This window comes from Burkholderia sp. Ac-20345 (assembly GCF_017104825.1).
Classification (GTDB): domain Bacteria; phylum Pseudomonadota; class Gammaproteobacteria; order Burkholderiales; family Burkholderiaceae; genus Burkholderia; species Burkholderia lata_B.
Map to the genome: position 1 here is coordinate 179,624 of NZ_JAAGPO010000003.1, position 13,910 is coordinate 193,533.

The window sequence follows — 13,910 nt, forward strand, 5'->3', positions numbered from 1 at the left end:
ATCCTGACATGAATGAGGATCTGCAAGCGTGTGAAACACCCGGCGTGGATCAGTCGGTGCATGCGGTGAAGACGATGCCTCCGCGCGGAAAGAAAGGCGATGGCGAGACACGGGAGCGTCTGCTGCAAGCAGCACGCACGATCTTCGCCGAAAGAGGTTATGCGGCGACGAGCATCGAAAGCATCGCTGTCGCGGCGGGCTATACGCGTGGCGCGTTCTATTCGAATTTCCGCGACAAGACCGTCGTGCTGCTCGAACTGTTGAAGCGCGATTACGAACACGTCGAGCATGAACTGATGCGCATCGTCGAAGCGCGCAACGACCGCGAAGTGACGGAGCGCGCGATGCACGCGTACTTCAGGAAGCGCTATCGCCAGCCCGACGCCTGCGTCATGTGGATGGAAGCGGCGCTCCTGTCGAGGCACGATCCGCCGTTCCGTGTTCAGTTCAATGCGTTTTTGAAAGAGCGGCGGGAAGGGAGCGCGGCCTGCGATCGCGTGCTCGCCGAGCCTGCGGACGTGCGGCTGCCGTTACCGATCGAGTTGCTGACGCTCGGCCTGACGGGGCTGGGCGACGACGTGTTGCCCGACGGCGCGAGCGGACGGTGGCACCTGACCGACGCATGGGTCGACGCGGCGGTGACGCGGGTGTTCGCGGGCAGCCCATGCGACGCGTCGATGGAATGACCGCGCGATCGCGGCGAGCCGGTGCAAGGACAAACTGACGAGGATGGAAGGAATACAAAAATGAATCGCAAACCCAGGCCGGATGCCCAGACCCGGCGCAACATATTGCGCCTCGCAGCGGTAGGCGCTGCGTCGCTCGCGACCGGCGAAGTGTCGATCGCGCAAGCGGCCAACGCAGTCACCAAAAACGACGGCGTGCTCGACGTCGCGATCATCGGCGCGGGCCTCGCGGGGCTGACCGCCGCCCGCGACCTGAAGCGTGCCGGATGTGAGTCGTTCGTCGTGCTCGAGGCGCGCGATCGCGTCGGCGGGCGCACCTACAACCACGACCTCGGCGGCGGGAGAGTCTCGGAAGCTGGCGGTCAATGGTTCGGTCCCGGCCAGACGGCGATCGTCGATCTCGCGCGCGAGCTGAACGTCGAAACCTTCGATACCTACTATGCCGGCAAGACGGTGTTCCTCGCGGACGGCGCCCGGGTAGCCCAGGACACGCACGGTACGGTGGGCGGCAACCCCACGATCGCGGCCCGGCTCAACGCGATGGCGAAGCACGTGCCTTCGGCGGCACCGTGGAAAGCACCGAATGCGGCGGCGCTCGACAAAGTGTCGCTGGGCGCGTGGCTCGCGCAGCAGGGCCTCACTAACGAGGAGAAATTCTCGTTCAGCCTGGCGGCCCGGTTGTCGCTCGGCACCGCGCCGTCGCAGCTCGGCTTGCTGCACTACCTGGCGACGATCAACAGCGCGAACAGCGATTACGACCAGCTCGAGTCGATCAAGGGTGGCGCACAGGAGTCGCGTTTCGTCGGCGGTTCGCAGGTGCTGAGCATCAGGATGGCGAACGAACTGGGCGACCGGGTGAAGCTGTCCTGCCCGGTGCGCAGGATTGCCGGCTGGAATCGCGAGGTCGTCGAGCTCCACACCGACCAGGGCGTCGTGCGCGCGCGCCGCGTGATCGTCGCGTTGAATCCGGCGCTGTGCAACCAGGTCGTGTTCGACCCGCCGCTGCCGGGCGGTCGCGCGCAGTTGCAACGCCTATGGCCCGCCTATGCGCCGATGCGCAAGACGGTTCACGTCTACGACAGGCCGTTCTGGCGGGACGACGGGTGCAACGGGCAGGTCATCCCGGTCAACGGTCCGCTGCTGTGGGCCTATGACAACTCGCCGCCGGACGGATCGATCGGCGTCATCAACGGCTTCATCGCACCGGGCGCGCTCGCGAGCGACGCGAAGGTGGCGGAGCAGACGCTTTCCGCGATCTACGCGCAGGCGCTCGGCGACAAGGCGCTGCGCCCGACGCAGTTCCACGATTACGACTGGGGCAAGGTGGACTCGTGGTCGCTCACCTGCATTCATCCGATTCCGCCCGGCTTCTGGACGAAGTGGGGCGAGTACCTGCACCCGCCGGTCGGGCGGCTGATCTGGTCGGGAACGGAAACCGCCGACATCTGGGCCGGCGCAATGGATGGTGCGGTGCGTTCGGGGCATCGCGCCGCACTGCAGGTATTGGGTGCGCTCGCGCATCGGACGACGGAGGCTTGAGTGAAGCGAGCATTGATCATCGGTGTTGTCGTGGTGGCTGCGGTGTCGGCGGCCGGCGTGCTGTTTGGGCGCGATCTGTACGGCTATTACCGCTTCGGGAAAGTGCTGGACGGCGAGGTCGACGCGCGCCAGGCCGATGCCGGCCCGTGGCCTCAGCCGCAGGAGACGTGTTTCATCTGTCACGGCCCGCGCGGGCAGTCCGGTAACGGCGGGTATCCGGCGCTGTCCGGCCAGCCGGCCGCCTACATCGAGGCCCAGTTGCGCGCGTTCGCCAGCGACCGGCGGCCGGACCCGTACATGGGGCCGCTGGCGCGCGGGATGGACGAGAAGCAGATGAAGCTGCTGGCCGATTATTTCTCGCGCCAGGCACCGGTGCAGAACGAGAAGATCCGCGTCGACGCGGCGCTCGCCGCGCGCGGCATGTCGGTGGTGCAGGCGAGGAGCTGCGTCGCCTGTCATGGCGCCGGCCTGACGGGCAACGAACGCGTGCCTCGCCTCGCGGGGCAGGGCGAGACCTATCTGGCGGACCAGCTCGTCGCGTTTCGCGCGGGCAAGCGGCACGACGAGACGGGCGCGATGAATGGTGTGGCCGCCGCGTTGTCGGACGACGACATCCGGGCCGTCGCGCATTATCTGGCGAGTATCGCACCGACGCACAAAGCGGCCGCGACTGCGGCGGTGGATCGTGCGCCGCGCCTCGCGAATCATGACGAGGCGGATCTGGTGAAGCAGATCACGGCCATCAAGACCGGGAATCGTGCGGTTCCGGCTAGTGCGATGCATGCCGCGGTCGGCAGGTTGTCCGGTGACGACATCCGTGCCGTGGCGTACTACCTCGCCAACGTGTCTTCCGGGCGCGACGGCGGCGTCAGGTAACGCCGGGAGAAGCGCGGCGATCCCGCCGGCTCGTTGCGGTGACGCGGGCGGACGGTAGCGCCGCGGTGGAACGCGCGGGCTCGGCGCGGCCCCGGCCGCCGCGACGAATGGCGGGGACCGCCGCCGGCCATCGAGCGGCGGCGCCCCGGATGGAAATTGGTGTCGGCATCGGGTATAGTCGTTCGCGACCGGCGAAACGCCGGTCCAATCACATCAGGAAGGCGGGAACGCCCAGATCACGACGGAAGCGATGACAGTGCCTATTGAGCAACCGACCAGGAAACGGCGCACATCGAGTGCTGCACCCACCGGCGCGCAGCCCGAAGGCCTTCGGGCCCAGGGCGTTCGGACGCGCAAACTCATCGTGCGCGTGGCGCGGAAACTCCTGCTCGAGGGCGGCGCGCTGGAGTTTTCCCAGCGTGCGGTCGCGCAGCGCGCCGGCATCAGCGTCAGCAACCTCCAGTACTACTTCCCGACGCGGCTCGCCGTACTGCGCGCGGTCATGGAGCCCGAGATCGAGGCATACCTGACCGCGCTGAAGCGTGCGCTCGAAAGCGGCGCATCGCCGCGTGAAACGCTCGATGCATTGCTCGGGATGGCGCTCGAGAATGCGAAGGACGTCAAGGGCACGGCCCTGTGGGCCCACTTCATGTCGTTCGCGTCGATCGATCCCGAATGCGCGCGGCTGATCGACGAATGGTATGCGTCCTTGACACAAGCCATTACCGCGCTCGTCCGTTCCGTGAATCCGGGCCTCAAGGCGGCGGACGGCGAGCAAGTGGCGATGCTGCTCGTCGCGATGGCCGACGGGCTGGCACTCCAGTACACGATGGGACGGCAGACGGAGGGGCTCGATGCGAGGTTCCTGGCGTCGGTGTACAGCCTGGTGGAAGGCAAGGCGTCCGGCGGCAAGAGCCGATAGCGGCCGCAGCCTGGCCAGGTTACACAGGAAGACAGGGCATGCCCCTGTCTTTTTTCTTTTGTCGCCGCCGTGTGCGATACCGCGTGGCGGGCGCCTCGTTTCGCAATCGCGGCGCGCAGGGCGGTCGTTCAGCTTGCCCGCGACGGGTTGCCGAGCGTCCCACGGAATTTCGCGAGCTGACGCGATTCCGCCACGAGTTGCCCGCCCGTATCCCGCAGTTCACCGTCGATGACCAGCAGGCCGTTGCGGACCTCCTTCGTCACGAAGCGTGCGTGGATGGGCCCGGGGCCAGGGTTGGCCTTGACGTGTACCGCATATTCGATCGTCGGCACCGATCCCCACTCGGCGCGATCGATGATGTTGTAGATCGGCGGCGGGAACGCATCGGCGAAGAGGGTCAGCGACGCGAACGTCGTAGATGTTTCGTCATCCAGAGAAATCCATCCCTCGATGGTCGCGGTGTGTTCCGAACCGATGTTCTGCAATGCCCCGGGTGCGAGGCGCAGGTTGAACTGCGAGATGAACGACTGCATCGGATCGGGGATCGCCAGCGTGTCGATGCGCACGCATGCGTGATAAGGCGTGGCGGGCAGCTGCGGCCCCGCACAATGCGACGCCGTGGCGCCGGTTGTCCGGGAGAAATCGGTGAACGTCGCCACGTAGAACGCCTTGAGTTCGTCGTCCTGAATCAACGACAACGTCGCGCGCGACAGGCTCTTCGTCGATCCAAGTTCAACGATGCGGGCCGTTGCGGGGCCGGCAACGGGATGGCCGAGAAAACTCGCGTTGATCGACAGCAGGTCGGGATGCGCGCTTCGGCCGGCAAGTGTTTCGGCTGCCAGCCTGGTGAGGTAGCCCCCGTTCGGATAGCCGAGGACGTTGAATCGGGACGAGATATCGACGGGTATTTCCGCGCAGGCGCCTGACATTCCTGTTCCCATGAAGCAAGGCCCCGTCGACGACGCGGGGAGTCGGATTGAGCGGCACGAGCGCCATGCCGGGAAGCCAATTGCTGCCGCACATGGGGGCCGGCGCATGCGCGCCGTGCGGCGCTGCCATTGCGCGCGGATCGATGCGTTTTCTCGCGTGAATTCGTGGCGCCAAGCATAGCGAGCGCGTGTGCCGCATTGAAGTTTATTTTGTGAATCGACACGTATTCGTGCGATGAATGATCGGCTTCGAACGTCGTCATGTACAAGCGTGTGCCGGTTCTCCGAAGGCAGGGTTATCCCCTGTCTTTTTTTTATTCCGGTTATATGTATCATGACCTACGTTTGTCACATATTCCTACAAATGGATTGCATGGTTCGTCGACTTGCCTTGCGCCACGAGCGGGGCAGGGATGGCAGCCGCACTCCGATCGGTTCGGAACGACGTGCCGAACGGGCCGCCTATCGTTCGTCATCCTGATGGACGGCTCCCGAGCGACTTTCATTGCAGTAGCCAACACACCATGCCAAAGAAGTCTTTCCCCAATCAAGCAGCCGATCTGCATCGGCGGCAGTGGCTCAAGTACGCGGGCGCGTCAGCCGCTGCCGTGGGCACGCTTGCGATCGGCGCACGGCAGGCGAGCGCCGGCGAAGGCGGCACGTCCGGCAACCCGGGCGACGTGCTCGATGTGGTCATCATCGGCGCGGGGCTGGCCGGACTGACGGCCGCACGCGATTTGCGCCAGGCCGGTTGCGAATCGTTCGTGGTGCTCGAGGCGCGCGACCGCGTCGGCGGCCGGACCCTCAACTACAACGTGGAAGGCGGATACGTCACCGAGGTCGGCGGGCAATGGATCGGGCCGGGCCAGACCGCCGTCGCGGATCTCGCGCGCGAGCTGGAGGTCGGCACGTTCCCGACTTACTACGAAGGCAAGACGGTCATCCTGGGTGGTGAAGGGCGCGCGACAGTCGACCTGAAGGGCACGTTCGGCACCGACGAAGCCATTGCCGCGAAGCTCAGCAAGATGTCGCGCGACGTGCCGTCGGGCGCGCCGTGGGCGTCGCCCCGGGTCGGCGAGCTGGACAAGCAGTCGGTTGGCGACTGGCTGGTGACGCAGGACATCAAGCCCGAGGACCGGGTGGGCTGGGAAGGCTCGTGCACGCTGTCCGGCGGCGTACCGCCGGCCCGGATGGGGCTGCTGCACTTCCTGTCGATGATCAATTCGGCGAGTTGCGACTACGCGCAGCTCGACTCCATCAGGCACAGCGCGCAGGAAACGCGCTTCATCGGCGGCTCGCAGGTTCTCAGCACGAAGATGGCCGGGCAACTGGGCGACAAGGTGCACCTGTCGACCCCGGTTCGCCGGATCTCCCACTGGGATCGCGACATCGTCACGCTGCATACCGACCGCGGAGACTGGCGTGCGCGCAAGGTCATCATGGCCATTCATCCGGCCCTGTGCAACCAGGTGCAGTTCGAGCCGCCGTTGCCCGAGAAGCGCGCGTCGCTGCAGCGCGCGTGGCCTGCTCACTCGCCGGCGCGCAAGACCGCGATGGTCTATCGGCGTCCGTTCTGGCGCGAGAAGGGGCTGAACGGCCATATCTTCCAGGCCGGCGGGCCGGTCATCTGGGCCTTCGACAATTCCCCGCCCGGCGGCGAGATCGGGATCATCAATGCATTCATCCGGAACGCGCTGGTGCCGACGGACCGCAAGGCCGCGCAACGCATGCTCGCGGAAATCTATGCGCAGGCGTGGGGCGATGACGCGTTGTCGCCCGTGTCGTATCACGACCACGACTGGAGCCGGGTCGACCCGTGGACGATCACGTGTGTTTCCGCGATTCCGCCGGGCTTCTGGAGCGCGCATGGCGCCGGGCTGCATTTGCCGTGCGGCAACCTGATCTGGTCGGGGACCGAAACCGCGAACATCTGGGCGGGCTACATGGATGGTGCCGTGCGGTCGGGCCACCAGGGCGCATTGCAGGCACTGAACGGCTTGCGCCGCGCATAGGAGAGCCATCATGAAAAAACGCATTGTGCTCGCCGTCGCGGGGCTCGTCGCCGTGTCGCTCGCCGTCTTCGGGCCGACCCTGCTGGATCTGTATCGCCTTCAACAGTTCGTATCCGCGTCGGAAGACGCCTACCGTGCCGACGGCGGCCCGTGGCCGCATCAGACCGATACCTGCCTCGGCTGTCATGGCGTCAAGGGCACCTCGCTCGAGCAGGGCTATCCGAGTCTCGCGGGGCAACCGGCGTCGTACGTGGCGGCCCAGCTTCACGACTTCGCGAGCGGCAAGCGCGTGAACCCGAACATGGCGCCGCTGGCGATGAGCCTGAGCGAGACCGAGATCCAGTCGCTGGCCGATTACTACGCACGGCAGCCGGCCCGCCGCAACCGCTACTTCGAGGCCGATCCGCAACTGGCGGCGCAAGGCAAGCAGTTGGTGGAGAAGGGGGCGTGTGCCGCGTGTCACGGCGCGCGCCTGACGGGCCAGGCGCAGTTCCCGCGTCTGGCGGGCCAGGGGCACGACTATCTGCTCAAGCAGATGGACGCGTTCGCCGCCGGCACGCGCACCGAAGCGACCGGCACGATGCAGCGCGTCACCGCTGCCTTGTCGCAGAAGGACCGCGAGGCCGTCGCCCATTACCTGGCGAGTTTGAACCCGGAGAAGGAATGATGAACCGTATGCAATCGGAATGGAGTGTTTGATCATGGACAGCAGATCGCTCGTGCTTTGCCTTGTCAGTGGGTTGCTGGCGACTACGACGGCCATCTACGGCTGCAAGTTTCTGAAGAAGCGGAACTACCTGCTCGGGATCGAGTGGCTGATCGTGACGGTTTCCTCGTCGAATGCGTTGATCTATTTCGCGACTCAGTACGAGACTTCGGGGCTCATCTCGCATTTCCTGGATGCGTTTTCACGGGGCTTCGGGATGCCGATCGTCGCCGTCGCGGGCCTGATGGCCGTGACACGCGGCTACAAGCCTTCGGGGCGCCAGGATGTCTTGCTGTTCGGGATTTCGGTCGTCGGCACCGTCGTGCTCGTGTCCGGTCTCGTCGCCAAGGAGTTACCGTACTTCTATGTCGCGATGTGGGCATTGTTGACGATCTATCTCGCCGGTTTCATCCGGAAATTGCTGGCGGCCGGCGAGCGGTTCCATGCGATGACGTCGACCGTTGCAATGGTGACCTCGCTCGCGATCGCGTGCATCTACGATTTCTATCCGATCCCGGGAGACGCGCACAACGTCGTGCTCAATTTCTATGTGCTCGCGCTGGTGACGTGGTCCTACCTGACGGTCGTGCTCTATTACGCCTACTGCGCGCTGGAGCGCGCAGCCCAGGCGCATGACGCCAGCCGGTTCCGCTCGACACGGAGTGCGGGTCGTCGTCTCGCGTAAGCGCACGGCGGTACGCATCGGGACGATGGCGGTGCTCGGTGACACCCGCCGGGGACGGCCATCGAGTCGCCGGACCGTGCCGGGCTGAGTCGCTCCGGGACATATGGCGGCCGGCGGCGTGCGTGGCCGACTGTGTGCCGGAGCGACGTGCGCGGGCATCGGCCCTCGCGTAACCATGAATCTTCATGGGGTGGTTTCGACATCGATACTTCGGCAACCGGAATATATCGTTATCCGAATTTATTTTTGGATTGACGGGTATCGGGATGAGGCAGGCATCGACGCGTGAAGGGCGTCGAGTAATCGTCACATGAAAGAGGGGCGTTTGCCCCTCGTCTGATCTTTCGTTGGGCTCGTCAGGCGGCGCGCCAGCCGGCGCGTGGCCGCGGACGGCCTCGCACGGCCGGCGGGAGCGCGGCCGTCGTCCCACTTGATCCACGCATTGAATCCGCACCGGGAATACCCTCTCTTTTTATTTCGTTCTAAATTTATCATCATTACCTAACATTGTTATTCCGAACTACTTTTGACGCACGACCGGGCACCCGTCAGCAGAGCGGGTGCGAACCAACAGGAGGTGACAGATGGACGATGTCAAGCGCAAGGCTTTCGCAGAGGACGGTGCGGTCCTGATCGAAGGTCTGTTGAACGAGGAACAACTGGCTCAATGCCGGCTCGCGTTCGACTGGGGGATTGAAAATCCGGGACCGATGGCGTCGAGCATGCTCGACGGCACCGAATTCCGGTCGCATGTCGACAACGCGAATCCGTACGCGAAGGAACGGCTCGACGAGCTGGTCGGCACGCTGCCGCTCGGCCGGTTGTTCGCCGACCTGTGGGGATCGAAGCACGCGTGGTATTTCGCCGAGGAACTCTTTCTGAAGCAAGGTGGCAAGGGCGCGCGCTCGTTGTGGCATCAGGACACCTCGTACCTGCCGTGGTCCGGGATGCACTTCGGCAACGCGTGGATCAGTTTCGAGGCGGTCCCCAAGCGCAACGCGCTGGAAATCGTCAGGGGCTCGCATCGTGGCGTGCGTCATGACGGCACCACGTTCCAGAACGCCGACGATCCCACCGAGCCGTTGCACGGCGGCGGCATCTGGCCGCGGATGCCGGACATCGAAGCCGAGCGCCGTGCCGATCCCGGCAAGTACGACATCCTTTCGTGGGCCACGCAGCCGGGCGACGTCCTGCTGCTGCACCCCGGCGTGCTGCACGGCGGCGGCGTGGTCGATCCGGCTTTTCCCGATCGCCACACCCTCGTGCTGCGCTTCTTCGGCGACGACGCCACGTTCAGCCCGCTGCCGGACAACAGTGCGTCCGGCTTTACGCCGGCGGGGATCCTGTTCGTCGAGGAAATCGCGTCATTGAAGGCGGGCGACCCGTTTCGCGCGCCGTGTTTCCGTCAACTCATCTGAATCCGGAGGATTCCCGTCATGGCAACAACCAGCAAGCGTCAACCGATCATTCCACCCGGATTCAAGGCGTGGTACGACACCTATCATTTCGCCCCGGCAACGCGGGTGGGCGACACGATCTGGGTCTCCGGCCAGGTCGGAATCGGCGCGGACATGCGGCCCGGCGACGGCGTGCAGGCGCAGGCACGGATCGCGTTCGAATCGCTGAAGGCGATTCTGGTCGAGGCGGGCGCGAGTCTTGCCGACGTGGTGGAGCTGACGACTTTTCATACGGATCTGCGCGCGGAGGTCGAAGCCTTCGGCGCGGTGAAGGACGAATACTTCCCGGATCGCTATCCGTCGTGGACCGCGGTCGGGGTGACGCAGCTCGCGCTGCCCGAGCTGTGCGTCGAAGTGCGGGCGGTGGCAGTGGCCGGGTCGGGCGCGCTCTGAGTCGGTTGTCGCACCGTTAGGTCGGGCGGGGCGGCGGCTGCGAAGAAAGGAACGGTTCGCAGCCGCCGCATCCGGCACTCGGGGAGGGTTCCGCCGGATGTGGCGAGCCCCCGAACCTGAGACGGATGGGGCGCGTATGGATTGAAGCAAGTCGGGCAGCAGAACACGCAATATATTTCGGATGACTTACAACATGACGTGTATCGGCGAACCTCATGCCGGGCGCGTCGCGATCGCGAAAGTCTCGCGAAGTCTGGCCAGGGGGCGGCGCATTCGCCGCGCGAAACCGCAACGAAACGAACGCCTGTCGCCCGCCAGCCGCGCAACCGGTGAATGAAAGCAGAGTCTCGGAAGGAGAGCATGATGAAGAAGCACACGATCGGAGCCGTGTCCGCAATCGCGGCTGCGTTGCTGATGATGGCCGGAAGCGCGATGGCCGACGATCTCACCCCCATGGGCGCCGAACGCGGCGCGAACAAGGACGGTTCCATTCCTGCGTTTGCCGGCAGACAGGAGCCGCAGTCAGGCTGGGAGTACGGCAAGACGCGGGGCGATTTCTGGAAGCACCGGAGCGAGAAGGAGCTTTATTCGATCGACGCCGCGAACGTCGACAAGTACGCGAGCATGCTGTCGCCCGGCCAGGTCGCGCTGATCAAGCAGCGCAAGGGCTACCGGATGGATGTCTATCCGTCGCACCGCGAGTGCCAGCTGCCGGATTTTGCCGAGCAGAACACGAAGGCCAACCTGACGGCCGCGAAGCTCGCGTCGGACGGGGAGACGCTCGCGGCGGCAGTCCTGCCCGGCGTGCCGTTTCCGCAGCCGAAGACCGGCGCGGAAGCGATCCTGAATTACGAGAACCGGTATCGGGGCATCGGCATCGAATGGCCGCTGGACGTCACGACCATTTCGCCGCGTCCGGGCGGCGGAGAATGGATCGACGCGATCGGCCCGCAGGTCTTCCATTTCCCGTCGGGCAAGACGGGCAAGAACGCGCCGAAGGACGTCGACCAGCTCAGTCTGGCCGCGTATTTCTCGGCCACCTCTCCGGCCGCGCTGGCCGGGCAGGCATTCGTGCAGCGCCAGTATTTCAACAAGGATTCGGAAACCTACTACTACTTTCCCGGCCAGCGCCGTGTGAGACGCATGCCGGCCTACACGCACGACGCACCGCTGATCGGTTTCGAGAACCAGTACCTGATCGACGAAGCCAACATGTTCAACGGCTCGATCGACCGGTTCAACTGGAAGCTCGTCGGCAAGCGCGACATGCTCGTTCCGTACAACGCATTCGGCATGTACAAGTTCAAGAGCAAGCTGCATGACGTCGCCACGCCCGACGGCATCGCGTCGGCGAACCGGCGCTACGAGATGCATCGCGTGTGGGTCGTCGAGGCGACGGTCAAGCCGAGTGCGCGCCACGTCGCATCGAAGAAGGTGTTCTACCTGGACGAGGACAGCTGGCTCGTGCTCGTCGGCGAGGACTATGACGCGCAGGGCAAGCTGTGGAAGGTGCGCGAGAGCTACCCGATTCCGGTCTGGGAACTGGGCGGCGCCTGCGACAACGAGCCGATGGCGCAGTACGACGTGCTGAACGGGCGCTACGTGTTCGATTCGTCGACGATCGGCCAGGGCAAGGATATTCGCTGGTACCAGGAGAACAGCGATCCGCACTTCAAGTCCGATTTCTTCACGGCGGAATCGCTGAGATCGGTCAGCGAACGCTGATTGCTGTAGTCATATAAAAAATAGGTCCGACGTGCGCGTTCGCGCCGTCGGCATCCGGTCTGGAGATGAGGTGGGGCGATGAAGGCAAGCAATATCGTTAGGCATACTACGGTGTCGATTGCAATGCTGGGTGCGGCGACATCGACTGCGTACGGGTACGATTTCACGCTCGGAGACGGCAGCGTCCAGGGATCGTGGGTGACCAATCTCACCGCGGGCGGCGGGATCCGGACCAAGAATCCGAGCTGCTCGCTGACCGGAGATCCGAACGCGTACGGCTGCGGCGCGGCCGCCAATACGAACCAGTGGGGCTATGGCGACGAAGGTGATCTGAACTACCGCAAGGGGCAGCCGTTCAGCACCTACGTGAGTGCGACCAGCGAGCTGCTGCTGAAGATGCCGAGCGAAGGGCTCAAGTTCATGGTGCGCGGCACCGGCATGTACGACTTCCTTGCCGGCAGAACGGCCAGGACGCCGCTGTCGAGCACGGCCGCCGCGCAGGTGGTGTACAACGCGCAACTGCTCGATCTGTGGGCGCAGAAGGACTTCACGATCAACGGGCACAGCGCGCACGTCCGGCTCGGCAACCAGGTGATCAACTGGGGCGAGAGCATGTTCGCGCAGAGCGGCATCAACGCAACCAACTCGCTCGACACCCAGAAGCTGCTGATCCCGGGTTCGCAGCTCAAGCAGGCGCTGCTGCCGGCGCCGATGCTGAGCCTTGCCGCCGATCTGTCCCACGGCTTCAGCACCGAGGCCTACTACCAGTTCCAGTGGAACGGCAACCGCTTTCCGCCGGTCGGTTCGTACTGGTCGCTGGCGAACGTCATCGGCCGCGGCGCCGAACCGTTCACGATCAACGCGAACAACCCCAACGTGGCCGGACCGGGCGTGGGCACGATCGCCAATGCGATCGGCGGCGGGGCCGCGGCGGGCAACCAGGACACGCTGAACGCGATCAAGAACGGGCTCGTGAACGGCGCGTTCGCCGGGCCGCCGTTCAACGACCTCGGCATTCCGGTCACCACGCAGCTGCCCGCGAAATACCGGCCGCAGTTCGGCGTGAAGTTCAATTATTCGCCGCGCTCGTTCGATGCGAACTTCGCGTTCTACTACTTGAACTACACGGATAAATCGCCGGTGCTGTCGACGCTGGCCAACGGCACCGCGCAGTGGTCGTATCTGCAGAACCGGCAGCTGTTCGGCGCGAGCGCGAACTTCGGGGTCGGGCCGTGGGCGATCGGCACCGAGCTGTCGTACCGGCCACGCGATGCGGTCGCGCTGTCGAGCTGTTACGGCGCGGGCGGCCCGACCGACCTGATCACGAACGGCGTGCAAGGCGTCGACTGCCAGCAGTGGGCGGACAAGAAGAAGCTGCAGCTCGACGTCAACGGGATACTCGCCCTGACGCGCAGCGAGTATCCGTTCCTGAAGCTGATCGCCGCGGATTCCGCGACGCTGACCTGGGAACTCACGTGGATCTACTACCCGGGCCTCGGTTCGGACGTCACGCGCGCGGTTGGCGGTCAGCCGGTCACGCAGGTGCCGGCAACCGGCTATTTCCCGTGGCTGAACAACAACTCGGGCCTCGGCTACCCGATCACGCAGGGGCAGGGCACGTCGAGTTCGGTGGGCGCGACGATCGACTTCAACTGGACCTATGACGGTTCGCTGATTCCCGGCTGGCAGGTGACGCCGGGCGTGACGTTCAGCACCGGCCTGTACGGCTACACGCCGACCTTCACCGCGAACTACATGCAGGGCGCGAAGTCGGTCAACGTCTACGTGCTGTTCAACCAGAATCCGCCGAAGTGGCAGGCGGGTATCAACTTCGCGGCATTCTTCGGCGGCCATCAGTCGGTGGGGAATCCGTATGCGGATCGCAATTTCGTCGGTGTGTTTGCTACCCGGAACTTCTGACGGGTGCAAGCGGGAGCGAGTGCGCGTGTCGGGCATCGCCGGAAAACATGAAGGGGTCAT

General features: G+C 65.0%; 12 protein-coding genes. 11 read left to right on the top strand and 1 reads right to left on the bottom strand.

Features of this window, described 5'->3' with window-relative positions:
• Nucleotides 1-8 precede the first annotated feature (8 nt).
• From G3O06_RS02935 to G3O06_RS02950, 4 genes are all read left to right on the top strand, one after another.
• Nucleotides 9-686, top strand: coding sequence for a TetR/AcrR family transcriptional regulator (locus G3O06_RS02935; RefSeq protein ID WP_205814902.1), 678 nt, complete (start codon nt 9-11; stop codon nt 684-686).
• Between the two features lie 60 nt (nt 687-746).
• Nucleotides 747-2,225 carry an FAD-dependent oxidoreductase gene (locus G3O06_RS02940; RefSeq protein WP_205814903.1) on the top strand — a complete coding sequence of 493 codons (1,479 nt, stop codon included), beginning with the start codon at nt 747-749 and terminating at the stop codon, nt 2,223-2,225.
• On the top strand, nt 2,226-3,101 hold the full coding sequence (locus tag G3O06_RS02945) for a c-type cytochrome (RefSeq protein ID WP_205814904.1): 876 nt from the start codon (nt 2,226-2,228) through the stop codon (nt 3,099-3,101).
• Between the two features lie 250 nt (nt 3,102-3,351).
• Nucleotides 3,352-4,023: a TetR/AcrR family transcriptional regulator gene (locus G3O06_RS02950; RefSeq protein WP_174988801.1), complete on the top strand. Its 672-nt coding sequence runs from the start codon at nt 3,352-3,354 to the stop codon at nt 4,021-4,023.
• Between the two features lie 128 nt (nt 4,024-4,151).
• Here the strand turns inward: G3O06_RS02950 and G3O06_RS02955 are convergent, their stop codons facing one another.
• A complete protein-coding gene (locus G3O06_RS02955; RefSeq protein WP_205814905.1) occupies nt 4,152-5,288 on the bottom strand; it encodes a thioesterase family protein in 1,137 nt (378 codons plus the stop codon).
• Nucleotides 5,289-5,476: 188 nt separating this feature from the next.
• Between G3O06_RS02955 and G3O06_RS02960 the strand changes: the two genes are divergently transcribed.
• From G3O06_RS02960 to G3O06_RS02990, 7 genes are all read left to right on the top strand, one after another.
• Nucleotides 5,477-6,964: an FAD-dependent oxidoreductase gene (locus tag G3O06_RS02960; protein WP_205814906.1), complete on the top strand. Its 1,488-nt coding sequence runs from the start codon at nt 5,477-5,479 to the stop codon at nt 6,962-6,964.
• 10 nt (nt 6,965-6,974) lie between these two features.
• Complete coding sequence (locus G3O06_RS02965; protein WP_205814907.1) at nt 6,975-7,631, top strand: c-type cytochrome; 657 nt, start codon at nt 6,975-6,977, stop codon at nt 7,629-7,631.
• Between the two features lie 34 nt (nt 7,632-7,665).
• Complete coding sequence (locus tag G3O06_RS02970) at nt 7,666-8,355, top strand: hypothetical protein (protein ID WP_205814908.1); 690 nt, start codon at nt 7,666-7,668, stop codon at nt 8,353-8,355.
• Nucleotides 8,356-8,939: 584 nt separating this feature from the next.
• Entirely contained in the window at nt 8,940-9,773 is an 834-nt protein-coding gene (locus G3O06_RS02975) for a phytanoyl-CoA dioxygenase family protein (RefSeq protein WP_174968567.1), read from the top strand.
• A gap of 18 nt (nt 9,774-9,791) precedes the next feature.
• Entirely contained in the window at nt 9,792-10,205 is a 414-nt protein-coding gene (locus G3O06_RS02980; RefSeq protein ID WP_174988810.1) for a RidA family protein, read from the top strand.
• A gap of 360 nt (nt 10,206-10,565) precedes the next feature.
• Nucleotides 10,566-11,930, top strand: a complete 1,365-nt coding sequence (locus tag G3O06_RS02985) for a DUF1329 domain-containing protein (RefSeq protein ID WP_205814909.1) — start codon at nt 10,566-10,568, stop codon at nt 11,928-11,930.
• A 78-nt stretch (nt 11,931-12,008) separates the two neighbouring features.
• A complete protein-coding gene (locus G3O06_RS02990; RefSeq protein ID WP_205814910.1) occupies nt 12,009-13,850 on the top strand; it encodes a DUF1302 domain-containing protein in 1,842 nt (613 codons plus the stop codon).
• Nucleotides 13,851-13,910 lie beyond the last annotated feature (60 nt).